Raw genomic sequence first — 23,953 nt, forward strand, 5'->3', positions numbered from 1 at the left:
CTGCTCGGCCGCGATTCTCAGGAATACCTCAGCTTGCTCACACCGCACACATATCGCGGTGGGAAAGAGTATGTCCAACGCCAGATCCGAAGACCGCCCGGCGGGGAGATCACGACGACGGAGGAAAGTCCGAGAATCCGGGAACAAATCCCGGGCGTCGGGAGTTGACGCCTATACCACGTCCAGTGATCTGCGGTCCTGAGTAGGAGGATCCACTTAACTCGATGAGCAACCACACGATGGCTCCAGACGAGAGAAACACCGACGAGCAGCTGTCGGACGCCGAGCTGACGGGCACGGCTGTGTTCGATGCCACAGGCGAGAAGTCGGCCATGCCGTCCTGGGACGAACTCGTCCGCGAGCACGGCGACCGGGTCTACCGACTGGCCTACCGGCTGTCGGGCGACGCGCAGGACGCCGAGGACCTCACTCAGGACACGTTCATCCGCGTGTTCCGTTCCCTGTCCGACTACCAGCCCGGCACGTTCGAGGGCTGGCTGCACCGCATCACCACCAACCTCTTCCTCGACATGGTCCGCCGTCGTAACCGCATCCGCATGGAAGCGCTCCCGGAGGACTACGATCGTGTCCCGGCCGACGGACCGAACCCCGAGGAGATCTACCACGACGCCCGCCTGGACGCGGATCTGCAGGCAGCGCTCGATTCGTTGGCCCCGGAGTTTCGCGCCGCGGTCGTGCTGTGTGACATCGAAGGACTGTCCTACGAGGAGATCGGTGCCACACTGGGTGTCAAGCTCGGAACCGTGCGTAGCCGCATCCACCGCGGCAGGCAGGCTCTGCGTGAGCATCTGGCTGTGAACGGAAAGGTTGACTCCGATCAGATCGGCGTCGGGTAGTTACCAGGAGGGACGAATGACGCAGGGGCGTGTACCTCGCCAGTTTGGCTCCACCGAACACCTGGCGAGTGAGGCGATCGCCGCCTACGTCGACGGTGAACTCCGCATGTCCGCTTATCTGCGCGCCTCCCACCACCTGTCGATCTGCCCCGAGTGCGCGTTCGAGGTGGACTCCCAGCAGCAGGCACGGCGTGCCCTGCGCCGCAGCGGCGACGTCGCCATGCCGTCCGGTCTCCTGGGTCTGCTGAGCCAGATCCCCAGTTGCAACCAGGGCGATCCCGCCGACAAGTCCCCGTTCGACTCCCACTCCCCGGATTCGCCGGTCACGAGCGCGTACTCGATCACGAGCCGGATCTGGTCCCGGCGCCGGCGCCGTTGAGCGCATCCGGACCGACGACGGCGGTGTCCACGCTCAGCGAGGCATCGGTGATACTGGGGCGCGTGACTGACGCACACGAGGGGGACACGACAGCGTGACGGCGGATTACAAGACTCCGGGTTCCGATACGACGGCACCCGACGGTCCCGTGGCGGACGAGTCGGGCACTCTCCGCCCGGCGGACGCCCCACGGCTCGATCCGAGGCCCGTCTACCGGCCGCAGATCGACGCAGCGTCCAGCCGCGCGTTCGGCCGTCCGGGTGGCGTCACCGGCTCCTTCGCCCCGTCCGATGCCCGGCGTGAGAGCGAACCCTCGGTGAAGGTCGGTGCCCCCGACCCCCTGCTGGCGGAGGCGTTCGGCCGGCCGGACGGCGAGGTCGACACCATTCAGCGTGATCCCCACCGCAAGCCCGCGACCCCGGCGGGCGAGGCACCGCCCGCCGACCCCTGGCGTAATCCCGACGCGGGCGTCGAGCTCGGCTCCCCGGCGTTGCACGCCGAAGAACATTCGCGCCCGCCCGCTCCCGCGCTCAGCGCCCGCGAGGTCCTGTTCGGCGGCAAGGTGGCACCGAAGGCGCTCGTCGCGCTCGGCGGAGTCGCGCTCGCGATCGGTCTGGTCGGCGGCCTCCTCGCCGCCGTGATCACCGCCGATCGCAGCTCGCTCACCAGCCAGAGCGTCACCCTCGTCCAGGGCGGCGGCGAGGAAGACCTCGGCCAGTCGCCCGTCGCGCAGGTCGCGGACGCCGTCCTGCCCGCCGTCGTGTCCATCCAGGTGGCGGTCGGCGATCAGGGCAGCACCGGTTCCGGTGTCGTCATCGACGGCGCCGGCTACATCGTCACCAACAATCACGTCATCTCCGCCGCGGCCACCGCCCCCGACGGCGGCAAGATCCAGGTGATCTTCTCGGACGGGACCAAGGCCGAGGCCCAGATCGTCGGTCGCGACATCAAGACCGACCTGGCCGTGCTCAAGGTTTCCGCCGACAATCTGACGGTCGCGGAACTCGGCAAGTCCGGCGACGTGCAGGTGGGTGAGGACGTCGTCGCAGTCGGATCGCCCCTCGGGCTCAGCAAGACCGTCACCCGCGGAATCGTCAGTGCCCTGCATCGTCCGATGCGACTGTCCGGCGAGGGCTCCGACACGAACGCCGTCATCGACGCCGTCCAGACCGACGCCGCCATCAACCACGGCAACTCGGGCGGCGCGCTCGTCGACGACACCGGCCGGGTCATCGGCATCAACACCGCCATGCTCAGTGAGTCCGGCGGCTCGGTGGGTCTCGGCTTCGCGATTCCCATCGACGACGTCACGACGGTCGCTCAGACCCTCATCCGGGACGGCCGGATGCACCACCCGGACATCGGCGTCAACGCCCGCACCGTCGTCAACGACAACACCAGCGGCGCCCAGGTGGCCAATGTCCGCACGGACAGCCCGGCCGCGCGGGCCGGGATCGTCGAGAACGATGTGATCGTCAAGGTCGGCGACCGCACGGTCACGAGCGCCGACGAACTGGTCGTCGCCGTCAACCTGCAGAAGATCGGCGAACCCGTCCGGGTTCAGCTGATCCGCGAGGGCCGACTCGTCGATGTCGACGTGACCCCGGCCTCCGACTGACTCGAGAGGTTGCTGTGAGATCGCTCCGTCACCTGGGCACACACCCTCACCGCACAGTAGGCTGACCACGTGTTCGGCAACATTGGTTGGGGCGAGTTCATGGTCCTCCTCGTCGCGGCTCTGGTCATCTTGGGACCCGAGCGGCTTCCGGGTGCGGTCAGCTGGGTAACGAAATCACTGAGGCAGGTCCGTGAGTATGCGAGCGGCGCCAGCCAGCAACTCAAGGACGAGCTCGGTCCGGAGTTCGAGGATCTGCGCAAGCCGCTGTCGGACCTCAATCAGCTGCGCGGCATGACACCGCGCGCGGTCATCACCAAACACCTGCTCGACGGTGACGATTCGATTCTCACCGGCAACTTCGACAAGCCGAGTTCGGTGTCGTTCGACAAGTCGGGAACGAAGGCCGTCAGCGCCGATCCGTCGACACCCACTCCTGCGCAGAACAAGCCGCTCGCGGCAGGCGAGCGCCCCCCGATCGACCTCGACGCAACGTAGACGCTGCGCGCATGTGCGCCTTTCCGGTTGTTCCAGCAACCAGAAAGGCGCACGGGCCCGGAGGGCCTACAGGTGGCGGGTGGTGTCGATCCCCAGCGACATTCCGGCGAGTCCACGCTTGCGGACGGCCAGCTTGTCGGCGATGTCGCGGAGTGCTGTCGCGGCCGGCGAATCCGGGTGGCCGAGGACGATGGGAACACCGCCGTCGCCGCCTTCACGGACCGCCTGCTCGAGCGGGATCTGCCCCAGCAGCGGCACCTTCGCGCCCACGGCCTTCGTGAGTCGGTCGGCGACGGCCTGCCCGCCGCCGGACCCGAAGATGTCCATCCGGCTGCCGTCGGGCATGTCCATCCAGGACATGTTCTCGACGACTCCGACGATGCGCTGACGGGTCTGCAGTGCGATGGCGCCTGCGCGCTCGGCCACCTCGGCGGCCGCCTGCTGCGGGGTCGTGACGACGAGGATTTCCGCACCGGGGATCAGCTGTGCGACGGAGATGGCGACGTCGCCGGTGCCGGGCGGCAGATCGAGCAGCAGAACGTCCAGGTCGCCCCAGAAGACGTCGGCGAGGAACTGCTGCAGCGCGCGGTGCAGCATCGGACCACGCCACACGACCGGGGTGTTGCCCTGGGTGAACTGGGCGATGGAGATCATCTTCACGTCGTGCGCGACGGGCGGCATGATCATGCGTTCCACCTGCGTGGGCTTGGCGTCGGTGCCGAGCATGCGGGGAACGGAGTGCCCGTAGATGTCGGCGTCGAGCACGCCCACCGACAGTCCGCGGGCGGCGAGTGCGGCGGCCAGGTTGACGGTGACGCTGGACTTGCCGACGCCGCCCTTGCCGGACGCGACCGCGTAGACGCGGGTCAGCGAGCCGGGCTGGGCGAACGGGATGACGGGCTCGGCCGAGTCTCCGCGCAGCGACTTACGGAGTTCGGTGCGCTGCTCGTCGCTCATCACGTCGAGTTCGACGCGGATCGCACCGACACCGGGAACGTCCGCCACGGCCTTGGTGACCCGGTCGCTGATCTCGGTCCGCATCGGACAGCCCGCGGTGGTCAGGTAGATCGCGATGTCGACGCTGTCGTCGGCCGCGATGTCGACGCTCTTGACCATCCCGAGTTCGGTGATCGGTTTCCGGATCTCGGGATCCTGGACGCGCGCCAGGGCGCTACGTACAGCGGACTCGCTCAGGACTGGCATGACTCAATGGTAAGGATGTGCGCTCAGTGGATGCGCGGCAGGTCCGCGGCCGCCGGGATGATTCCGCTGGAGTAGCCGGCGGACCATGCGAGCACGTTGGCCACATAGGCGGCGGAGTTGTTGTAGCGGTGCACGGCCTTGGCGGCCTGAATCGGATCCTTGACGTTCAATCCGCCGTCGCACAGGTACTTTCCGGTGGTCAGCGCGGAGTCGAAGAGGTTCTGCGGATCGGCGACGCCGTCGCCGTTTCCGTCGCCCGCGTAACGATTCCACGTCTCGGGGAGGAACTGGGTGGGTCCGACGGCGCGGTCGTAGTTGGCGTCGCCGTCCAGCTTGCCACCGTCGGTGTCGCGGATCACGGCGTTGCCGCCGAGGGTGCCGTCGAGGACGGGGCCGAGGACGGGCTTGAGCATGTTGCCCTTGTCGTCCGCCTTGCCGTCGTAGGCGTGGGTGGACTCGACGCGGCCGATTCCGGCGATGAGCGTCCAGTACATGCCGCAACCCGGCTGTTCGACCGCGAGGATGCGCTCGGCGTTCTGGTAGGCCGCGACGCTGATGGCCGGGATGCCGAGCGCGCCCTGGGCGATGCTCGCCGGAAGGGGAGGGGTGGCCTGGACGGGTGCGAGTGCCGGCGCAGCGGGCGCCTCCGCGGCCGCCGGTGCGGCTTCGGCGGCGGTGTCGGCCACGGGGGTGACGGCTTCCGCGGCCTCGGGTGCGGTGTCGGTCGCCTCCTGGGCGACGTCGGCGACCTCCGACGAGGAGCTCGTGGAAAGGAAAGGGACCTTGGGTGCGGCGCCGGCCGTGTTGGCTGCGGTGATCAGTCCGATGGGGACGAGTCCGGTAAGCGCGATGACCGAATTGCGGCGGATATGGGAATCCGTCTTCTTGTTGTGCCGACCCACTCGATTGCCTCCTGCGACCCCCGTCTTGGGGTGTTCCGTTCAACTGACCGGATCGAGGCTACCTGATTCGATATGTTTCCGTTATCCAACCGTGATCAAACGGGCTTGTATCGCACGGTTCCGTTACTCCGAAGGCACGTGAGCGAGGGTAACCAACACGGCAAGGTCACGCCAGGACGTGGACGTGCCGGGGTGTCGGAGGGATCGGGCCGGTCGCTGCGTCAGGAGCCGGACACCGGAACGCTCCGCCGCGCGCCCTGCAAGCAGAGCGCGCGGCGGAGGAGGGGGTGATTACCGGGGAACGGCGTCGGCCGGAGGGGCGTCCGGGGCGGGCTCGACCGGGGCGGGTGTGGCGGATGCCGGAGCGCCGGGGTCGGCGGGCGGGCAGAAGATCAGACAGGGCAGTTGCGGCAGCGGCGGGAGTCCGGGAATCGGCGGGGCCGGCGTGGGCGTCGGGGGAGTGGCCGCACCGTCCGTGGACGGCTGCGGGGTGGTCGCGAGATCACGCGGGAGGTCCGCTTCGGCCGCGGCGGCGTCGGCGAGCCGTCCGGGCGAGGGCGAGGCCGACTCCGACAGCTGGCTCGGCGTCGGCGTTCCACCGTTCCTGTAGGCGTTCGACCAGGTGATGACGTTGGCCGCATACGCAGCAGAGTTGTTGTACCGCAGGACCGCGCGGGTCTCCTGGAGCGGATCGCGGAGGTCGAGACCGCCTGAGCAGAGGTACCGGGCGGCCGCCAGCGTCGCGTCGAACACGTTGTTGGGATCGGCCACGCCGTCCGCGTTGCCGTCGGAGGCGTACTTGGCCCACGTGGACGGAATGAACTGCATCGGCCCGACGGCGCGATCGTGCCCGGGGTCGCCGTCCGTGGCGCCGCGGTCGGTGTCTCGGATGACCTCGTTGCCCGCCAGCCGGCCGTCGAGAACGGGGCCCAGAATCGGGGTGAGTGTGGTGCCGACCGAGTCGGTCCGGCCGCCGCCGGCATGACCCGATTCGATGCGGCCGATCCCGGCCAGCAGATGCCACGGCAGACCGCACTTCGGGGACTCCGCCATCATTTCGAGTTCCGCGGACCGGTACGCGTTGAGCACGATCTCCGGGATGCCCAGCGCGCTCAGGATCACCGGTGCGGCGATGAGCCCGGTGCCGGACGGCGACGTCGGAGATGTGGGATTTGTCACCGCGGGCAGCGGCGCGGGCGCGGGCGGCGGGGGAGCGGCCCTCTGGGACCGCGCGATCCGGGGTGTCGGCGCCACGATTCCCGACGGCGGGAAGTACGCGGCCTGGGGCGTGGTTCCCGGCGTGATCGAAGCTGCTCCGAGCGTCGTCGCCCCGCCGGTGGACGAGACGGCACTGGTGCCGACGGATGCGCCGCTGACCGCAGAACCGCCGGTCGAGGACCCGAGGGTGGCAACTGCGCCCACTGTCAGGGCAGTCACCGTCAACAGTCCACGTATCCGCACTCGATCACCCCCTGCGGTGCTCTTCCTTTTCGCACACCGCATACATCCGAGAAGATGTGACTGACGTTACATATACGTGATCGACCCTGCCGGAGTTTGCGGGGATTCGCCGAGCCTCATTTGCGCCGGGTGCGGGTCTCTTCCTCGTCGCCCAGCAGCGACTTGATCTCGTCGAGTTCGCGCCGCAGGTAGTCGCGGGTGGCGACCTCACCGATCGCGATGCGCAGAGCCGCCAGTTCCCGTGCGAGGAACTCGGTGTCCGCCTTCGTCTGCTCGGCGCGCGAGCGGTCCTCCTCGAGGGAGACGCGGTCGCGGTTCTCCTGGCGGTTCTGCGCCAAGAGGATCAGCGGCGCCGCGTAGGCGGCCTGGGTGGAGAACGCCAGGTTGAGCAGGATGAACGGGTACGGGTCCCACTGCAATCGGACGGCGAAGACGTTGATGATGATCCAGACGATCACGACCACCGTCTGGATCATCAGGTAGCGGCCCGTGCCGAGGAACCGGGCGAAGTTCTCGCTGGCCCGGCCGACGGCCTCCACGTCGTACGTGACGCGGAAGCGGCGGGTGCCCCGCGGGGTGTCGAGGCGCTGTCGGTCGGACAGGCTCCGGGCGGCTGCGCTGGCTGATTTCTCGCTCATCCGTCGATCTCCTCTTCACGCCAGTCCTCGGGGAGGAGGTGGTCCAGGACATCGTCGACAGTGACCGCACCGATCAGGTGGTCCTCGTCGTCGACCACCGGCCCGCACACCAGGTTGTAGGTCGCGAAGTAGCGGGTCACCGACGTCAGGGAATCCTCGGGTGCCAGCCGTGGCATGTCGGTGTCGAGCAGTCCGCCGACCAGGCTCGCGGGCGGCTCGCGCAGCAGTTTCTGCAGGTGCACGCATCCCAGGTAGCGGCCGGTCGGCGTCGCGGTCGGTGGGCGGACGACGAACACCATGCTCGCGAGGGCGGGGGTGACGTCCGAGATCCGGGCGCGGGCCAGGGCCTCGGCGACCGTCGTCGACGCGGTGAGGACCACCGGCTCCGGCGTCATCAGACCACCCGCGGTGTCGGGGGAGTGCTCGAGCAGCCGGCGGACCGGCTCGGAGTCCTGCGGATCCATCAACTGCAGCAGCGATTCGGCCTCGGTCTCGGGAAGCTCACCGAGGAGGTCGGCGGCGTCGTCGGGGTCCATGGCTTCGAGGACGTCGGCTGCCCGCTCGACCTCGAGGTGCATGAGCAGGTCCGTCTGGTCGTCGGAGGGCAGTTCCTGGACGACGTCGGCGAGGCGTTCGTCGTCGAGTGCGAGGGCGAGTTCGTGGCGGCGTTTCTCCGGCAGGAGCCGCATCGCGTTCGCGACGTCGGCCGCGCGCATGCCCTCGAACTGCGTGAGCAGCGCCGAGACGCCCTGGCCGGGCATCGCCAGGTCGGTCTGCGTGAGGCCCTGGACGTGCTGCCACTCGACGACGTGCATGGCGGCGCGGCGACCGAGTCGGCCGCGGTGCCCGCGCACCGCGACCTTCGACACCACCCAGTCCCGGGTGCGGGTCTGCTCGATGCCCAGATCGACGACGATGATGTCGGCGTCCCGCAGCTCCTCGAGTTCCGGGTCGTCCACGCGCACGTGGGAATCCGCCACCTGGGCGAGTGCGAGCACCTCGCCGGGCCGCTGCTGGAATCGGCGCAGACTGACGTTGCCGGTGGTGAGTGTCACCGAGCTCGGTTCGATGGCGGTGACGCGGAGCATCGGGACGAAGATGCGTTTGCGCGTGAACAATTCGATGACAAGTCCGAGGACGCGCGGCTGCTGCCGGCCGACGCGCGCGGTGATCACCACGTCCCGGACGCGGCCGATCGACTCCCCATCGGGGCCGAGCACCACCAGGCCGGCCAGCCTGGCTGCAAAAACCTTGTTCGCAGCTGCCATGATTGCCAGGCTAGATCCTTGTACAGAAATACAGGGAATCGAACACCTGCGAAAGTGGAGGATCGTCCGTCATGAGTTCCGTCTACAGGCCACGGCGATCGGTGCTCGCCGTTCCGGGCAGCAGCCGCAAGATGATCGACAAGGCGAAGGGGCTGCCCGCGGACGAGATCTTCCTCGACCTCGAGGACGCGGTGGCACCGCTCGCCAAGCAGGAAGCGCGCGGCACCATCGCCGAGGCGCTCGCCGAGGACGGGTGGGGCGACCAGATCAAGGTGGTGCGGGTCAACGACTGGACCACCGAGTGGACGTACGCCGACGTCGTCGAGGTCGTGGGACGCGCGGGCGCCCACCTCGACGCGATCCTGCTGCCGAAAGTGCCGGACGCCAGCCATGTTCAGGCCCTCGACCTGCTGCTGACCCAGATAGAGAAGGCCAACGGGCTCGAGGTCGGCCGGATCGGCATCGAGCCGCAGATCGAGAATGCGATCGGGCTCACCAACATCGACGCCATCGCGACGGCCAGCCCCCGCGTGCAGACCCTGGTGTTCGGTCCCGCCGACTTCATGGCGAGCATCAACATGCGCACGCTGGTCGTCGGGGAGCAGCCGGACGGCTACGACCGCGGCGACGCCTACCACCACATCCTGATGACCATCCTGATGGCCGCCCGCGCGCACGGGGTACAGGCCATCGACGGTCCCTACCTGCAGATCCGCGACGTGGAGGCGTTCCGCCGGTCGGCGCAGCGCACGGCCGCGCTCGGCTTCGACGGCAAGTGGGTTCTGCATCCCACCCAGATCGAGGCGGCGAACGACGTGTTCAGCCCCCGTCAGGACGATTACGACCGGGCCGAACTGATCCTGGACGCCTACGAGTTCCACACCTCCGCGGCCGGCGGGGGTCGCGGTGCCGTGATGCTCGGCGACGAGATGATCGACGAGGCGAGTCGCAAGATGGCGCTCGTGATCTCGGCCAAGGGGCGCGCCGCGGGTATGAAACGGACCACCGAGTTCGTGCGACCCGACGAGAAATAGCCTCAGCAGGCAGAATGGTTCTCACAGGACCGATCCTGAGAGAACCACACGAGGAGACCAGCTGACGATGACGAATCCACTCGGACAGTCCAATGGGGCGCGGCGTGGGGCTCTGCCGGAACCCCCCACGGGCTGGCCCATCGGTTCGTATCCCACCTACGCGGAGGCGCAGCGCGCCGTCGACTACCTCTCCGATCAGGAATTCTCGGTGGAGGACGTCACCATCGTGGGTGTCAACCTCATGCAGGTCGAGCGGGTGCTGGGCCGCCTCACCTGGGCGAAAGTGATTGGCGGGGGCATTGTTTCGGGCGCCTGGCTCGGCGTGTTCTTCGGTTTGCTGCTGGGCATCGTCACGGGCGGTTTCCTGGCGCCGCTCGTCGTCGGCATCGTCGGCGGCATCATCTTCGGGCTGATCTCCACGACGATCCCGTACGCGGCGACGCGGGGAACCCGGGACTTCGCGTCGACGATGCAACTGGTCGCCGGGCGGTACGACGTGCTGTGCGAGCCGAAGTCGGCGGAGAAGGCCAGGGACATGCTGGCCAAGCTGGCGCTCTGATCGGCGCTCTCGCCTCGGCCTGCGGGTTGCGGCCGGGTCACGGATTGCGTCCTATTCGCGACGTTCGCGGCGATTTCACCCAGTTCGCCGACGATGTCGGATAGGTTTACGGCGCAATGCGTGGGCCCAGGCCCTCGCCGAAACCGTGACCTGTCGGTGGAGTGCGCGTTCCGGCAGGAACAAATGTGCGGGCCCGCGTGCCCAGCCGTACCGCGACTGGATCCGTGAGGGGCCGCTCGAGGAGGCGGCTGTGCTGCATCGCACCAAGCCCGGACGCTCGCTGAAGTGGGGACTGATCGGTGCGGCCACCGTCCTCACCATTCCCCTGCTGGCTGGGTGCGGGTCGTCCGAAGAGGGCATCGTCCTCAGCTTCTACACGGCTGCCGACGGCGCCGAACAATATGCGGAGGCCGCGGCCAACTGCACGGCCGCGGCCGGCGGCCGGTACACCGTGGAGCAGCGCACGCTGCCGAAGGGCGCGGACGATCAGCGGCTCCAGCTGGCCCGCCGGCTCACCGGAAACGACACGTCGCTCGACATCATGACACTGGACGTGGTGTGGACCGCCGAGTTCGCCGAGGCCGGCTGGGCGGTGCCGCTCCCACCCGGCATCGCGGCGGAGGTCAGCGAGGGCACGCTCGAAGGCCCCCTCGAATCCGCGAAGTGGCAGGACCAGCTGTACGCCGCGCCGCTGAACACCAACACCCAGTTGCTCTGGTACCGCAAGGACCTCATGCCGGACGGGCAGCCGCCGCAGACGTGGGATCAGATGATCGACATCGCGGAGGGCCTCGCGGCGGAGGGCCGGCCCAGTTGGATCGGGGTGCAGGGCAAGCAGTACGAAGGCCTGATGGTGTGGTTCAACACCCTGCTCGCGAGCGCGGGCGGGTCCGTCGTCGCCGAGGACGGGACCACCGTGACGGTTGCCGACGGCGACGCCGCGCTGAAGGCGCTCGAGGTCATGAAGCGGGTGGCCACCGCGGAGGGTGCCGACCCGTCGGTTTCCCAGGGCGACGAGGCGTCGTCCCGGCTGGGGATGGAGAGCGGAAAGGCTGCGTTCGAGGTCAATTGGCCGTTCGTGCTGCCGGGCATGATCGAGAACGCGGAGAAGGGGGACCTGCCGTTCATCGACGAGAAGGGCAACCCGACGTCCGTGGACACGGGCAACACGGTGCTCACCGTCGACGGTCAGCAGAACTTCCTTCCGGCGCCGTACCCGTCGGTGATCCCCGGGCGACCGGCCGAGGTGACGATCGGCGGGTTCAACATCGCGGTCGCGAAGACCAGCCAGCACCCGGACCTGGCGTTCGAGGCGGTGTCGTGCCTGCGGAACGAGGAGAACCAGCGCAACAACGCCGTCAACGGTGGTGTGCCGCCGACGTTGGCGAGCCTGTACGACGACCCGGCGTTCCAGGAGGCGTACCCCGCGTGGCGTGAGGTGCGGGAGAGTCTCGAGACGGCATCCGTCCGCCCGGTGTCACCGGCGTACCAGAGCATTTCGACCCTGATCACCGACACGCTGAATCCGGTCGGTGACATCGACCCGCCGCGTACCGTCGACGAACTCGCCGAACAGGTACGCAAGGCGGTCAACTCGGAAGGGCTGATCCCGTGACGACCGAAACCGTGCAGGCGGACCGGGCCGAAGAGCCGAAAGTCGCGTCGAAGAAGCAGATCTCGGAAGGGAAGAAGGCCGAACGCCGACTGGGTTTGTGGTTGGTGGCTCCCGCCGCGATCCTCATGGTCGCGGTCACGGCCTACCCCGTCGTCTACGCGGTGTGGCTGAGCCTGCAGCGTTACGACCTCCGCTTCCCCGACGACCGCAAATTCGTGGGCCTCGCGAACTACGTATCGGTGCTGTCGGACGCGTACTGGTGGCAGGCCTTCGCGGTGACGGTGGGCATCACGGTCGTGTCGGTGGTCATCGAGTTCGTCCTGGGCCTGATCCTGGCGCTCGTGATGCACCGGACGCTGGTCGGGAAGGGCATCGTGCGGACGGTGGTGCTGATCCCGTACGGCATCGTCACCGTGGCCGCCGCGTACAGCTGGTACTACGCGTGGACCCCGGGCACCGGGTATCTCGCCAACCTGCTGCCCGACGGCAGCGCCCCGCTGACGCAGCAGATTCCGTCGCTGGCGATCATCGTGCTCGCCGAGGTGTGGAAGACGACGCCGTTCATGGCGCTGCTGCTGCTCGCCGGACTGGCCCTCGTTCCCGACGACCTCCTCAAGGCCGCGCAGGTCGACGGCGCCGGGGCGTGGACGAGGCTGGTGCGGATCATCCTGCCGCTGATGAAACCCGCGATCCTCGTGGCGCTGTTGTTCCGCACCCTCGACGCGTTCCGGATCTTCGACAACATCTACGTCCTCACCAAGGGCGCCAACGACACCGGATCATTGTCGATCCTCGGCTACGACAACCTGTTCAAGGCGTTCAACCTCGGTATCGGCTCGGCGATCAGCGTCCTGATCTTCCTCTGCGTCGCACTGCTCGCGTTCGTGTTCATCAAGCTGTTCGGCGCCTCGGCTCCCGGGTCCGACACGGAAGGAAACCGATAGCCATGGCCGTCGTCGACACACCTCGCCGCAAGATCAGCTGGTCCGTGGTCAACCTGCTCGTCCTGCTCTACGCACTGGTCCCGGTGCTGTGGATCGCCAGCCTGTCGTTCAAACCCGCGGGAACGATCAAGGACGGCAAGTTCATTCCGCAGAAGTGGACGCTCGACAATTACCGCGGGATCTTCCAGACCAACGCGTTCACCAGTGCGCTGATCAACTCCATCGGCATCGGTCTCATCTCCACCGTGATCGCCGTCGTCATCGGCACCATGGCCGCCTACGCCATCGCCCGGCTGGACTTCCCGGGTAAGAAGCTCCTGGTCGGTGTGGCTCTGCTGATCGCGATGTTCCCCCAAATCTCCCTCGTGAGCCCGCTGTTCGACATCGAGCGCAGACTCGGGCTGTTCGACACCTGGGCGGGTCTGATCCTCCCCTACATCACCTTCGCGCTCCCGCTGGCCATCTACACGTTGTCCGCCTTCTTCAAGGAGATCCCCTGGGAGCTCGAGAAGGCGGCCAAGATGGACGGCGCCACACCGGCGCAGGCATTCCGGAAGGTCGTGGCACCGCTCGCAGCACCGGGCATCGTCACCGCCGCGATCCTGGTCTTCATCTTCTGCTGGAACGACCTGTTGTTCGCGATCTCGCTGACCTCGACGGAACGGTCCATCACCGCGCCCGCCGCGATCGCGAACTTCACCGGCGCCTCCCAGTTCGAGGAGCCGACGGGCTCGATCGCCGCGGCCGCAATGGTGATCACGATCCCGATCATCATCTTCGTGCTGTTCTTCCAACGACGCATCGTGGCCGGTCTGACCTCCGGCGCAGTGAAGGGCTGAGACCTGCTTGCAGGGTCGAAACTATGAAGGAGTTTCTGTGGCCGAAATCGTGCTCGACAAGGTGACGAAGCTGTACCCGGACGGCGCCAAGGCGGTGAGCGACGTCGACATCACGATCGCCGACGGCGAATTCATCATTCTGGTCGGACCGTCCGGTTGCGGAAAGTCGACCACTCTCAACATGATCGCCGGGCTGGAGGACATCTCGTCCGGTGAACTGCGCATCGCTGGGGAGCGGGTCAACGAGAAGGCGCCGAAGGACCGCGACATCGCGATGGTGTTCCAGTCGTACGCGCTGTACCCGCACATGACGGTGCGGCAGAACATCGCGTTCCCGCTCACCCTGGCGAAGATGTCGAAATCGGACATCGCGGCGAAGGTGGACAACGCCGCCAAGATCCTCGACCTCACCCAGCACCTCGATCGCAAACCGGCCAATCTGTCGGGCGGACAGCGGCAACGGGTCGCGATGGGCCGGGCGATCGTCCGCAGCCCCAAGGCGTTCCTGATGGACGAGCCGCTGTCGAACCTCGACGCCAAACTCCGCGTCCAGATGCGCACCGAGATCGCCCGGCTGCAACAGCGACTCGGCACCACCACGGTGTACGTCACGCACGACCAGACCGAGGCGATGACCCTCGGCGATCGGGTGGTGGTGCTGCGGGGCGGCGTGGTTCAGCAGATCGGGGCGCCGCAGGATCTGTACGACCACCCGAACAACCTGTTCGTCGCCGGGTTCATCGGTTCGCCGTCGATGAACTTCTTCCCGGGGCAGCTCACCGCCGACGGGGTGTCGACGCCGCTCGGCGAGTTCACACTGCCCCCGGAGACACGCGACAAGATCGGGTCGTCGAACACGGCGAAGGACGTCGTCGTCGGGATCCGGCCCGAACACTTCGAGGACGTGGGGCTCGTCGACGAGGGGCAGCGAGCGGCCGGTGCCACGTTCACGGCCAACGTCGAGGTGCTCGAGTCGATGGGTTCGGACAAGTACGCCTACTTCACGGCCGAGGGACCGCAGGTGACCTCCCGGGAACTCGAGGAGCTCGCCGCCGACTCGGGGACCGCGGTCGCAGGCGGCGGGCAGCTGGTCGCCCGGTTGTCGACCGAATCGTCCGCGGCGCACGGCAGGCCGGTGGAACTGTGGTTCGACCGGGCGAAGATCGCCCTGTTCGATCAGGACTCGGGAGCCAACCTCACCCTCTGACCGGAGCGCTCACCCGAACCTCTGGTGTTCGCTCCGCCGAGGCCACCGACCGTGCCCCACTCGGCCGCGAGGGCGGTCGCGTGGACCTCGTCCTCCTCCTCGTCGGAGGGGGTGCGGGTGGTGCGCGTGATCCCGAAGAACGGCAGCAGCCCGGCGAGGGCGGCCGCGGTCGCGCCGACGACGAACGCGATCACGTACGCCGATTCGGTCGGGACGTCCGTTCCGTCGATCGTGATGCCGGCGAGCAGGGTCGCGAGCAGCGCACTGGCGAACGAACTGCCCACGGACCGGGCGATGGAGTTGATGCTGTTCGCGACGCCGGTCTCGTCCTGCCGGACCTCGGCCACGAGCAGCGACGGCAGCGACGCGTACGCGAGGCTGATGTAGGTGTTGACCAGCAGGATGGCCGCGATCACCTCCCACGTGCGGTCGTGGGCGAAGACGAACACGACGAAACCGCTGACGCCGACGACGCTCGCGGCGATGAGGACGGCACGGGAACCGAAGCGGTGGATTAGTTTTCCGCTGAGGATGGAGGCGAGGACGCCGCTGATCGCGCCCGGCAGCAGGTACACGGTGCTGGCCTCGAGGACGGTGGCTCCGAAGCCGTATCCGGCCACCGCGCGCGGGGTCTGGACGAAGTACGAGCTGCCCAGGAACATCACGAACATCGACATGCCGACCACGAGCGCGGACAGGTGGGTGACGAGGACGGGTGGGTTGGTCAGCAGCCGGGGCGCGACGAGTGGGTCGGTGATCCTGCGTTCGTAGAGGAACCAGCCGATCAGGACCAGGATTCCGGCGATTCCGCTGACGATGGTGACGGGAGACGTCCAGCCCCAGGTGCCGCCCTCGGCGAGCGGCAGCAGGACGAGGACCAGGCCGGCGGCGAGACCGGCCGCGCCGATCCAGTCGATGGAACCTGTGCCGACGCGCGGGCGGCGGGGGATGGCGATCCAGGCGAGGACGAGTCCGGCGGCGGTGATGGCCGACGACAGCCAGAAGATGCGGTGGAAGTCGGCGCCGTCGGAGACCAGCACACCGGTGAGGACGATGCCGAAGCATCCGCCGAATCCGAGGGTGCCGGAGAAGATCCCCATCGCCCCGGTCAGCTTCTCGGCGGGAAGTTCGTCTCGCAGGACCGCGATGCCGATGGGAAACAGCGCGAACGACACGCCCTGGAGCACGCGGGCGAAGATCAGCACTCCCACGGACGTCGACAGCGCACCGATCAGGGAGCCGAGCAGCACGACCACGAGCACCCCGAGAAGGACGGGGCGTTTGCCGCGGAGATCGGCGAGGCGGCCGAGGACGGGTGTCGCGGTGGCGGCCGCGAGGAGGTTCGCGGTGAGGAGCCAACCGACGGCGGTGGGGCCGACGTCGAGTTGCGCACCGATGGTCCCGACGATCGGCACCACCAGTGTCTGCAGAACGGCGACAATCATCACGACGAAGCACATGACGGGCAGGAGTGCCCTGGCTGCGGTTGTCGATCCGGCGGCCATGGGGTCCTCCTGTAGGGGTCGGTGAACGGGCGTAATCAAATACGGTACTGGGGCTAACTAACGAGGGGGTTCACGGTGGGGTCTGACCGCATGTCGAATCGAGCACTGGGCCGGGCGACACTGGCCCGGCAATCGCTGCTGAGCCGGTCGGACGCGTCCGCCCTCGACATGATCGAGCACCTGTGCGGACTGCAGGCCCAGGCACCGGCCCCGCCGTACTTCGCACTGTGGGCGCGGTTGACACGATTCCGCGCCGAGTCGCTGTCGGACCTCATCGAGAATCGCGCGGTGGTGCGGATGGTCGCGATGCGCGGGACCGTGTTCGCCCTGTCGGCCTCGGACGCGCTCTCATTCCGTCCGCTCACGCAACCGCTGCTCGACCGCGACCTCCACACCAACACGCAGTACCGGTCGAGTCTCGACGGGATCGACCTCGGCGCCCTCGCCGCCGCGGGACGCGAACTGGTGCGCGACGAACCCCGCACGCAATCGCAGATGCGGCCCCTGCTCGAGGAGCGGTTCCCCGGCCGCGACGGCGCCGCGCTCGCCCACGGCGTGCGGGGACTGGTCCCGATGGTCCAGGTTCCGCCGCGCGGGCTCTGGGGCAGGTCGGGGCAGCCGGCGCTGTCGACGCTGGAGTCGTGGGTGGGTCGTCCACTGTCCGCCGCGCCGTCCATCGACACGATGCTGTTGCGCTACCTCGCCGCGTTCGGCCCCGCGAGCGCGCGGGACGCCCAGGCCTGGTCGGGACTGACCCGGCTCGGTGAGGTCCTGGACCGGCTGCGGCCGGAACTCCGGGCGTTCGCGGGGGAATCGGGACCGGAACTGTTCGACCTTCCCGACGCACCCCGGCCGGACCCGGGCACCCCCGCCCCCGTCCGTATCCTCGCGCCGTTCGACAACGTGCTGCTCTCGCACGCGGACCGCGGACGCCTCCTCGACGACGACGTGCGGAAGAAGGTCTTCACCCAGAACGGCATCATCAAACCTGCCGTCCTGGTGAACGGCAGGGTCGCGGCCTTCACCACGACGGTGGTCGAGAAGTCCCGTGCGGTACTCGACGTGGAGCCGTTGGCGAAGATCGCGAAGACGCACCGCACCGCGATCGAGGCGGAGGGCAGGCGACTGTTGAAGTTCGCGCACCCCGACGCGCCCGAGCGCGTCGTGCGGTTCACGGGCTAGCCGGTTTGTGTCTGCGCGGTGCGAGGTGACTGAGCTCGGCGATGATCTCGTCGTTCCAGACATGCTGGCGCACAAGGCGGTACCGCTCCCGCGCCACCCACAGGTAGGCCTCGGCGTCGGTGTGGTCGGGCAGCATCTCGGCGGCCCGCAGCATCCGGACCACCGGCAGGAACTCCTCACCGAACCAGCGCCGCGCCACGGTCTCACGGCTGAGGAATTCGCCCACCTCCTGCATGAGCCGGAAGCCCCACGCCTCGACGCTCTGGCTGATCTCCGCGTACTCCCAGGGATCGGTGACGACCACGGCCGCCCGCTGTGGCCCGCTCAACGGCACCCGCGTGAGGAACAAGCGGCGGTGATCCTTGATGACCAGGTCGCCGCGCTGCGCGATCCCGTCGGGGGAGATCTTGGTCTGGATCTCTGTGACGTAGGCGTCGATCGTGCTCCAATGCATCGCGTACGCGATGGAGACACGGTGGTGGCCGTCGCTGACGAAGTGCATGGACCCGATCCGATACACCTGGATCGGCGGCACCGACTCGCCCCGGCGCTGTGCGGCCGCCAGCCGTTGCCAGCGCTCGCGCACGCGGGTGGACGTGGGCCGGAAGAACCGGTCGAAGTCGCGGGTCCGGTCGACGCTCCCGACGATCGAGTTGACCGGGATCACCTGCAGTCCGAGCGATCGTTCCCCGACTCGGCCGACGGCCGCGACCACCTCGTCGAACGGCAGGATCTCGTTGACGTCGTCCGGTTCGCGGCGAAGCCAGCTGACCAGCCGCGACAACTCGGCGCGACGACGCTGGCGGGTGAAATCGTTCTCCGCGTCGGCGGCGGGGAACCCGGTGTCACGTGCCATGCCTGCGCCTGACGATGGTGGGGTCGGCGCCCGGGGCCAACTCCATCAGGGTGAATCCCACGGTGTTGATCACCGTGGTCGCGCCGAGCGTGCGGTCCTCGGCCGCCCGGCCGTACGGGTGGACGTGCCCGTGAATCATGACGCGGGCCTGCAGCCTGCCCGCCAGGGTCTCGAAGCATTCGAAACCCCGGTGCGGTGGATCCTCCTGGTCGCCCACTCCGCGCGGTGGGCTGTGCGTGAGCAGCACGTCGACGCCGGACACACCCGAGCGGCGTGCGTGCCACGCACTCGTCAGAGCCAGGTTGCGCGCCCGCCGCCGCTGCTGCCGCTCGGTCCACTGATTGGGGCCGTCGTTGTAGCGGATCGACCCACCCAGGCCTGCGATGCGCAGGCCCGCGATCCGCACGATCCGGCCGTCTGCGTTGACCGCGCCGCAGGGTCCCGGCCACGCCGAGGGCAGACCCGCCCGCATCCATCCGACACGTCCCGCGGAGTAGCCGGACAGATCGGCGTCGTGGTTGCCCGGCACGAAGACGCACGGCGCGTCGAGCGCGTCGATCAGGTATTCCAGGTAGTCGAACGGGAGATCGCCCGCACCGAGGATCAGGTCGACGTCCATGGCACGCACCTGCGAACTCCACAGCGACTCGATCGTCTCGTCGGACACTGCGAGTACCGAGACCATGCTCCGACGCTACCGGCTCGCGAGGCCGGAGGACGGGTGAGCGGCTTCGGTGGTTTGATTGCGGGGTGACTGACAGCGTTGTGGCCTCTGTTCGCGCGCACCTGCTGGGGCAGATCGGGGGACCGGAGCCGACTGCGGCATCGGTGACGTTCCTGGGCGTCGAGCCGCTGGACGTGCTGCGGTTCGCACCCGACGACGAGGATCTGGTTCGCTATGTGACCCTGGGGTGCTCCCGGCACCCGATGGGCGACCCCGGTGAGCTGGTGGCCGACCCTCTCCGTGGCCCCCGCGCCGAACTGATCCTCACCCTGCGCGGCGGGGCCGGGGTGGCGTCGGGAGTGGCGCGCACACTCGCGGTCCTGGCGGCGGCGCCCTCGGTGGAAGGCGTGGTTCTCGTCGAGGACGCCTTGCTCGACGTGGGGGAGCCGCTGTGGAAGGACACACCGTTCACCGCCGTGCTGCTCGGTGAGTCGACCATCCCCGACCTCCCGCTGCCCGAACCCGCGGAGGCCGTGCGGTTCCTCGCGGTCGTGCCGATCACCGGCACCGAGGCGGCGTGGGTCCGACTGCGCGGCGCCGGCGCACTGCGCGACGCCTGGGCGGAGGCGGGCATCGACGTCCGCGATCCGCACCGCGGAGCAGCGTCCCTCTAGAGCCAGTGGTTCCGGCGGAACGTGACGAACAGGCCCACCGTCACCGACGCGATCACGAACACCACGCCGTGATAGCCGTACTGCCAATGTAGTTCGGGCATGTTGTCGAAGTTCATGCCGTAGATGCCCGCGATCATCGTCGGCACGGCCGCGATGGCCACCCACGCCGAGATCTTGCGCATGTCGGTGTTCTGCTGCACGGCGATCTTCGCAAGGGCGGCATCGACGAGTGAACTGAGGACCTCGTCGTATTCGGCGATCCGCTCGGCGACGGTGGTGTGGTGGTCGAGGACGTCGCGGAAGTAGCGGCGGATCTCCTTCGGCACCGGATTGCCCGGGGATCGCGTCAGCCGGAGCAGCGGATTGGACAGCGGGTTCACCGACTTGCGGAGTTCGACGATCTCGCGCTTGAGAAGGTAGATGTGTTCGACCGCGACGCTGCTGCGCGGACTGAACACCGCCTCCTCCATGCCGTCGACGTCCTCCTCGATGGCCTGGGTGACCTCGAGGTACGTGTCCACCACGTGGTCCGCGACCGCGTGCAGCACCGCGTACGGACCCAGGGCGAGCCGCTCCTGGTTCGCCTCCAGCGCATGGCGGACGTTCGCGAGCGGGGAATGGTCACCGTGCCGCACGGTGATGACGAAGTCGGCGCCGACGAACACCATGATCTCGCCGGTCTCGACGATCTCGCTGGCGGTGGCCACCGACTCGTGCGGCACGTAATTGACCGTCCTCAGTACCAGGAACAGCACGTCGTCGTAGCGTTCCAGCTTCGGCCGCTGGTGGGCGTGGACGGCGTCCTCGACCATCAATTCATGCAGCCCGAATGTCTCGGCCACGCTCTCCATCTGCCCCTCGTCGGGGGCGAGCAGCCCGACCCACACGAACCCTTCGCCCCGTGTGCGGACCTCGGCCATCGCGGCCTGGTGCGTGTACTTGCCGGGGAGCCTCGTGCCGTCGACGTACACACCGCAATCGACGATGGCGCGCGCGGTCGGGATGCGGATCCTGGGGCCGGGGTCCCTGTCACCGCTGCGCTGATCCTTGTCGCTGCCGCGCTTGGGGAGCGAGGGCACAGACGGCACGGGGCCCTCCCTTCACCGTCGAGTCGGAAACGCTGCTGGTGAATCGTACGTCAGCCCCGCTCCGGGCCGGCGGCGTCGCACGACACGCCAGGCTTCCGGGGCGCACGCTCGGACCCCGTGCCGCGACACCTGACAGACTGGTCTGGTGCTCATCGATCTCCACACCCATTCGACGGCCTCCGACGGAACCGACAGCCCGGCGGACCTGGTGCGCGCCGCGGGGTCGGCGGGACTCGACATCGTGGCGATCACCGATCACGACACGACGGCGGGGTGGGCCGAAGCGGTCGCGGCGTTGCCCGCGGGGCTCGCGCTGGTGCGCGGCATGGAGATGTCCTGCGAGGGGCGCGGTGAGGACGGACGCCCGGTCGCGGTGCATCTCCTCGCCTACCTGTTCGATCCCGCGCACGCGGCGTTCGCACGCGAACGGGAGCGATTGCGGAACGAGCGGATTGTGCGAATCCGCGCGATGGCCGAGTTGATGATGGAGGACGGCCTTCCCATCGATGCCGACGAGGTGCTCGCGGAGGCGGGCCCCGCGGCGGGGCGCCCGCACCTGGCCCGGGCCCTGATGCGCGCCGGTGTGGTCGGCAGCGTCGGTGAGGCGTTCGTGGATCTGCTGGCCCCACGCGGCCGGTACTTCGTCGACAAGTCGGACACCCCCCTCGACGACGCCGTGCAACTGGTGGCGGAGGCCGGGGGCGTGAGCGTTCTCGCCCACGGACGTGCCCGCACGAGGGGACGGCTGCTGTCACTCGATCACGTCCGAGACCTGGCGGGAGCCGGTCTGCACGGGCTCGAGGTGCATCACCCCGACCACTCGGCGGACGACGCTCGGGTACTCCAGGAAGTGGCCGACGAACTCGGCCTGGTCGTCACCGGCTCCTCCGACTACCACGGCACGAACAAGGCCATCCGGCTCGGCGAGTTCACGACGGACACCGACGAATTCGACACCCTCGTATCGAAAGCATCCGGGGTGCAGGTGGTCTCGGCGTGAACACGCACGAGTCCGAGCGGTACGACCCCTACGGTCCCACCCTCCCGAGGACGGTGACGGCCACCGAACCGCGCCGCAGCCCTCTCGTGGTCCGCACGCTGCGCGCCCTCAGCGGGGCCGTCGCCGCCGGAGTGGTGATCCTCTGCCTGGTCGTGATCGGCTCCGCCTACGTGGGCGGCGGCCGGGGCTTCCCCGGCCCGGGGACGATCTCCATCACCGCGCACGTGGCCGCGTCCGTGTTCGTGATCGTGGCGCAAAGGTTTGCGGACCGCCGCGACGGTCTCGTCGCAGTGGTCGCATCCGTCGCCGTCCTCGCGGCGGCGGCGCTTCTGCTGGCTACCCAGTGGTGGGGTTGACGGACGCTCGGCGCGTTATGTGAAACCGGCTCTCACAGTGACCCATCGGTAACTTATTCTCACAGGTAGAGGCCAGAAAACGTGAGACATCTGACTCTCGTGGCAATTTGATTGTGCATCGATATTCGTGCCAGACTTAGCACCACTCCGACGTCGGCGCCACCGCCCTTCGGCGGGGGTTTTATGGCAGTGTTGCCAGGGCTCACCCGCCCGTGCCATGACGCTTCGGAAGTTCTGCGGCCATCGTGATCGCGCACCCCGGAAGCTTCACCCTCAGTTGTCGTTCGTGGAGTAACTGTGAAGATCAGCGCCGATCCTCACGGTTACCTCTCAGTAACCCGGCCCCGAGTGAGCCTGGACTTAGCAGGAGTGTCATCGTGTCCATCGTGTCCGAACCCACCACACCGCAGAAGGTCGAGCTGACCGACGAGGAGATCTTCGCCGGCCACATCGGGGGGAAGCTCTCGGTCGAGACCACGACCGCCCTCGATACCCAGCGCGCCCTGTCCATCGCCTACACCCCCGGCGTCGCGCAGGTTTCCCGCGCCATCGCCGCCGACGAAACCCTCGCCGACCGCTACACCTGGACCAGCCGCCTCGTGGTCGTCGTCTCCGACGGCTCCGCGGTCCTCGGCCTCGGGGACATCGGCCCGCGCGCCTCCCTTCCCGTGATGGAGGGCAAGTCCGCCCTGTTCAAGAACTTCGCCGGCCTGAACTCGATCCCGCTGGTCCTCGACACCAAGGACCCCGACGAGATCGTCGAAACCCTGATCCGGCTGCGCCCGAGCTTCGGTGCCGTCAACCTCGAGGACATCTCCGCGCCGCGCTGCTTCGAGATCGAAAAGCGCGTCATCGAGGCCCTGGACTGCCCGGTCATGCACGACGACCAGCACGGCACCGCCATCGTCGTCCTCGCCGCCCTCAAGGGTGCGGTCACGGTCCAGGACCGCGACCTCCACCAATTGCGGGTGGTCATCTCCGGTGCCGGCGCCGCCGGTGTCGCCTGCGCGAACATCCTGCTCGCCGCGGGGATCGCCGACGTGACCGTCCTCGACTCCAAGGGCATCGTCTCCGCCGACCGCAAGGACCTGAACGAGGTCAAGGTCGACCTGGCCGCGCGCACCAACCCCGCCGGCCGCCGCGGCGGCACCGCCGAAGCCCTCAACGGGGCGGACGTGTTCCTCGGGGTGTCCGCGGGCACCGTCCCGGAGGAGCTGATCGCGACGATGGCGAAGGATTCCATCGTGTTCGCGCTGTCGAACCCGGACCCGGAGATCCACCCCGACATCGCCCGCAAGCACGCGGCGATCGTGGCCACCGGACGCTCGGATTTCCCGAACCAGATCAACAATGTGCTTGCCTTCCCCGGTGTGTTCCGTGGTGCGCTCGATGCCGGTGCCCGCCGGATCACCGAAGGTATGAAGCTCGCCGCCGCCGAGGCAATCCTCTCGGTCGTCGGTGACGAGCTGGCTGTAGACAAGATCGTTCCCAGCCCGCTCGATCCTCGCGTCGCCCCCGCTGTCGCGGAGGCAGTCGCCGCCGCTGCTCGTGCAGAAGGCGTCACCGACTAGCGAGAATCCGTCGAGCACCCCGATCCGGAACCCGCACC

Annotated in this window: 24 protein-coding genes; 15 read left to right on the forward strand and 9 right to left on the reverse strand. The window is 68.3% G+C overall.

The window, feature by feature from the left end:
- The first annotated feature begins 224 nt into the window (after nt 1-224).
- The 4 genes from sigE (at nt 225) to tatB (ending at nt 3,349) form a co-directional block, all read left to right on the forward strand.
- Nucleotides 225-857 (forward strand): RNA polymerase sigma factor SigE, encoded by a 633-nt coding sequence (sigE, locus tag CJ177_RS03160; protein ID WP_005239257.1) that lies wholly within the window; start codon nt 225-227, stop codon nt 855-857.
- Between the two features lie 16 nt (nt 858-873).
- The gene (locus CJ177_RS03165; RefSeq protein ID WP_095867265.1) at nt 874-1,236 is read left to right on the forward strand and encodes an RNA polymerase subunit sigma-70; all 363 of its coding nucleotides are present in this window, start codon (nt 874-876) and stop codon (nt 1,234-1,236) included.
- Between the two features lie 94 nt (nt 1,237-1,330).
- Nucleotides 1,331-2,854, forward strand: coding sequence for a trypsin-like peptidase domain-containing protein (locus tag CJ177_RS03170; RefSeq protein ID WP_095867266.1), 1,524 nt, complete (start codon nt 1,331-1,333; stop codon nt 2,852-2,854).
- A 69-nt stretch (nt 2,855-2,923) separates the two neighbouring features.
- Complete coding sequence (gene tatB / locus CJ177_RS03175) at nt 2,924-3,349, forward strand: Sec-independent protein translocase protein TatB (protein WP_025432191.1); 426 nt, start codon at nt 2,924-2,926, stop codon at nt 3,347-3,349.
- A gap of 66 nt (nt 3,350-3,415) precedes the next feature.
- Here the strand turns inward: tatB and CJ177_RS03180 are convergent, their stop codons facing one another.
- From CJ177_RS03180 to CJ177_RS03200, 5 genes are all read right to left on the reverse strand, one after another.
- Nucleotides 3,416-4,552, reverse strand: coding sequence for an Mrp/NBP35 family ATP-binding protein (locus tag CJ177_RS03180; RefSeq protein ID WP_005239264.1), 1,137 nt, complete (start codon nt 4,550-4,552; stop codon nt 3,416-3,418).
- Nucleotides 4,553-4,575: 23 nt separating this feature from the next.
- A complete protein-coding gene (locus CJ177_RS03185) occupies nt 4,576-5,454 on the reverse strand; it encodes a lytic transglycosylase domain-containing protein (RefSeq protein ID WP_061046237.1) in 879 nt (292 codons plus the stop codon).
- Between the two features lie 291 nt (nt 5,455-5,745).
- A complete protein-coding gene (locus CJ177_RS03190; protein WP_025432192.1) occupies nt 5,746-6,915 on the reverse strand; it encodes a lytic transglycosylase domain-containing protein in 1,170 nt (389 codons plus the stop codon).
- 116 nt (nt 6,916-7,031) lie between these two features.
- On the reverse strand, nt 7,032-7,553 hold the full coding sequence (locus CJ177_RS03195; protein ID WP_005239269.1) for a DUF1003 domain-containing protein: 522 nt from the start codon (nt 7,551-7,553) through the stop codon (nt 7,032-7,034).
- Nucleotides 7,550-8,821 carry a magnesium transporter MgtE N-terminal domain-containing protein gene (locus CJ177_RS03200; protein WP_005264648.1) on the reverse strand — a complete coding sequence of 424 codons (1,272 nt, stop codon included), beginning with the start codon at nt 8,819-8,821 and terminating at the stop codon, nt 7,550-7,552. Before CJ177_RS03200 ends, CJ177_RS03195 begins: the two co-directional genes overlap by 4 nt.
- A gap of 71 nt (nt 8,822-8,892) precedes the next feature.
- Between CJ177_RS03200 and CJ177_RS03205 the strand changes: the two genes are divergently transcribed.
- The 6 genes from CJ177_RS03205 (at nt 8,893) to CJ177_RS03230 (ending at nt 15,019) form a co-directional block, all read left to right on the forward strand.
- Nucleotides 8,893-9,855, forward strand: coding sequence for a CoA ester lyase (locus CJ177_RS03205; protein WP_005573471.1), 963 nt, complete (start codon nt 8,893-8,895; stop codon nt 9,853-9,855).
- A gap of 67 nt (nt 9,856-9,922) precedes the next feature.
- Nucleotides 9,923-10,414 carry a general stress protein gene (locus tag CJ177_RS03210; RefSeq protein WP_005239275.1) on the forward strand — a complete coding sequence of 164 codons (492 nt, stop codon included), beginning with the start codon at nt 9,923-9,925 and terminating at the stop codon, nt 10,412-10,414.
- Between the two features lie 250 nt (nt 10,415-10,664).
- A complete protein-coding gene (locus tag CJ177_RS03215; protein ID WP_179443153.1) occupies nt 10,665-12,029 on the forward strand; it encodes an ABC transporter substrate-binding protein in 1,365 nt (454 codons plus the stop codon).
- A complete protein-coding gene (locus tag CJ177_RS03220) occupies nt 12,026-12,973 on the forward strand; it encodes a carbohydrate ABC transporter permease (RefSeq protein ID WP_005573473.1) in 948 nt (315 codons plus the stop codon). Before CJ177_RS03215 ends, CJ177_RS03220 begins: the two co-directional genes overlap by 4 nt.
- Nucleotides 12,974-12,975: 2 nt before the next feature.
- Nucleotides 12,976-13,812 (forward strand): carbohydrate ABC transporter permease, encoded by an 837-nt coding sequence (locus tag CJ177_RS03225; RefSeq protein WP_005239292.1) that lies wholly within the window; start codon nt 12,976-12,978, stop codon nt 13,810-13,812.
- Between the two features lie 37 nt (nt 13,813-13,849).
- Nucleotides 13,850-15,019, forward strand: a complete 1,170-nt coding sequence (locus CJ177_RS03230; protein ID WP_005239295.1) for an ABC transporter ATP-binding protein — start codon at nt 13,850-13,852, stop codon at nt 15,017-15,019.
- On the opposite strand, the gene CJ177_RS03235 is transcribed toward CJ177_RS03230, so the two are convergent.
- Nucleotides 14,989-16,524, reverse strand: a complete 1,536-nt coding sequence (locus CJ177_RS03235; RefSeq protein WP_095867267.1) for an MFS transporter — start codon at nt 16,522-16,524, stop codon at nt 14,989-14,991. The genes CJ177_RS03230 and CJ177_RS03235 overlap by 31 nt on opposite strands.
- Before the next feature lie 90 nt (nt 16,525-16,614).
- On the opposite strand from CJ177_RS03235, the gene CJ177_RS03240 reads away from it, so the two are divergent.
- Complete coding sequence (locus tag CJ177_RS03240; RefSeq protein ID WP_179443154.1) at nt 16,615-17,706, forward strand: winged helix DNA-binding domain-containing protein; 1,092 nt, start codon at nt 16,615-16,617, stop codon at nt 17,704-17,706.
- Here CJ177_RS03240 and CJ177_RS03245 read toward each other — a convergent pair.
- Nucleotides 17,696-18,562 (reverse strand): hypothetical protein, encoded by an 867-nt coding sequence (locus CJ177_RS03245; protein ID WP_005264657.1) that lies wholly within the window; start codon nt 18,560-18,562, stop codon nt 17,696-17,698. The two genes, CJ177_RS03240 and CJ177_RS03245, sit on opposite strands and share 11 nt — an antisense overlap.
- Nucleotides 18,552-19,247 carry a metallophosphoesterase gene (locus CJ177_RS03250; protein ID WP_005264659.1) on the reverse strand — a complete coding sequence of 232 codons (696 nt, stop codon included), beginning with the start codon at nt 19,245-19,247 and terminating at the stop codon, nt 18,552-18,554. The genes CJ177_RS03245 and CJ177_RS03250 overlap by 11 nt, the downstream gene beginning before the upstream one ends.
- A gap of 65 nt (nt 19,248-19,312) precedes the next feature.
- On the opposite strand from CJ177_RS03250, the gene CJ177_RS03255 reads away from it, so the two are divergent.
- A complete protein-coding gene (locus CJ177_RS03255) occupies nt 19,313-19,900 on the forward strand; it encodes a suppressor of fused domain protein (RefSeq protein WP_005239304.1) in 588 nt (195 codons plus the stop codon).
- Here CJ177_RS03255 and corA read toward each other — a convergent pair.
- Complete coding sequence (gene corA / locus CJ177_RS03260) at nt 19,897-20,988, reverse strand: magnesium/cobalt transporter CorA (RefSeq protein ID WP_025432195.1); 1,092 nt, start codon at nt 20,986-20,988, stop codon at nt 19,897-19,899. The two genes, CJ177_RS03255 and corA, sit on opposite strands and share 4 nt — an antisense overlap.
- Before the next feature lie 145 nt (nt 20,989-21,133).
- Here corA and CJ177_RS03265 point away from each other — a divergent pair, with 145 nt between their 5' ends.
- From CJ177_RS03265 to CJ177_RS03275, 3 genes are all read left to right on the forward strand, one after another.
- Entirely contained in the window at nt 21,134-21,988 is an 855-nt protein-coding gene (locus CJ177_RS03265; protein WP_025432196.1) for a PHP domain-containing protein, read from the forward strand.
- A complete protein-coding gene (locus CJ177_RS03270) occupies nt 21,985-22,344 on the forward strand; it encodes a hypothetical protein (protein ID WP_005239311.1) in 360 nt (119 codons plus the stop codon). The genes CJ177_RS03265 and CJ177_RS03270 overlap by 4 nt, the downstream gene beginning before the upstream one ends.
- Nucleotides 22,345-22,721: 377 nt before the next feature.
- Nucleotides 22,722-23,915 (forward strand): NADP-dependent malic enzyme, encoded by a 1,194-nt coding sequence (locus tag CJ177_RS03275; protein WP_005239312.1) that lies wholly within the window; start codon nt 22,722-22,724, stop codon nt 23,913-23,915.
- Nucleotides 23,916-23,953: the final 38 nt, after the last annotated feature.

Source organism: Rhodococcus sp. ACPA1, from assembly GCF_002300195.1.
Taxonomy (GTDB): domain Bacteria; phylum Actinomycetota; class Actinomycetes; order Mycobacteriales; family Mycobacteriaceae; genus Rhodococcus_F; species Rhodococcus_F opacus.

Coding starts and splice junctions, on each gene's coding strand:
- CJ177_RS03165 (WP_095867265.1), top strand. CDS start 874: ATGACGCAGGGGCGTGTACCTCGCCAGTTTGGCTCCACCGAACACCTG.
- CJ177_RS03210 (WP_005239275.1), top strand. CDS start 9,923: ATGACGAATCCACTCGGACAGTCCAATGGGGCGCGGCGTGGGGCTCTG.
- CJ177_RS03200 (WP_005264648.1), bottom strand. CDS start 8,821: ATGGCAGCTGCGAACAAGGTTTTTGCAGCCAGGCTGGCCGGCCTGGTG.
- CJ177_RS03250 (WP_005264659.1), bottom strand. CDS start 19,247: ATGGTCTCGGTACTCGCAGTGTCCGACGAGACGATCGAGTCGCTGTGG.
- sigE (WP_005239257.1), top strand. CDS start 225: ATGAGCAACCACACGATGGCTCCAGACGAGAGAAACACCGACGAGCAG.
- CJ177_RS03195 (WP_005239269.1), bottom strand. CDS start 7,553: ATGAGCGAGAAATCAGCCAGCGCAGCCGCCCGGAGCCTGTCCGACCGA.
- CJ177_RS03240 (WP_179443154.1), top strand. CDS start 16,615: ATGTCGAATCGAGCACTGGGCCGGGCGACACTGGCCCGGCAATCGCTG.
- CJ177_RS03235 (WP_095867267.1), bottom strand. CDS start 16,524: ATGGCCGCCGGATCGACAACCGCAGCCAGGGCACTCCTGCCCGTCATG.
- CJ177_RS03245 (WP_005264657.1), bottom strand. CDS start 18,562: ATGGCACGTGACACCGGGTTCCCCGCCGCCGACGCGGAGAACGATTTC.
- CJ177_RS03225 (WP_005239292.1), top strand. CDS start 12,976: ATGGCCGTCGTCGACACACCTCGCCGCAAGATCAGCTGGTCCGTGGTC.
- CJ177_RS03180 (WP_005239264.1), bottom strand. CDS start 4,552: ATGCCAGTCCTGAGCGAGTCCGCTGTACGTAGCGCCCTGGCGCGCGTC.
- CJ177_RS03205 (WP_005573471.1), top strand. CDS start 8,893: ATGAGTTCCGTCTACAGGCCACGGCGATCGGTGCTCGCCGTTCCGGGC.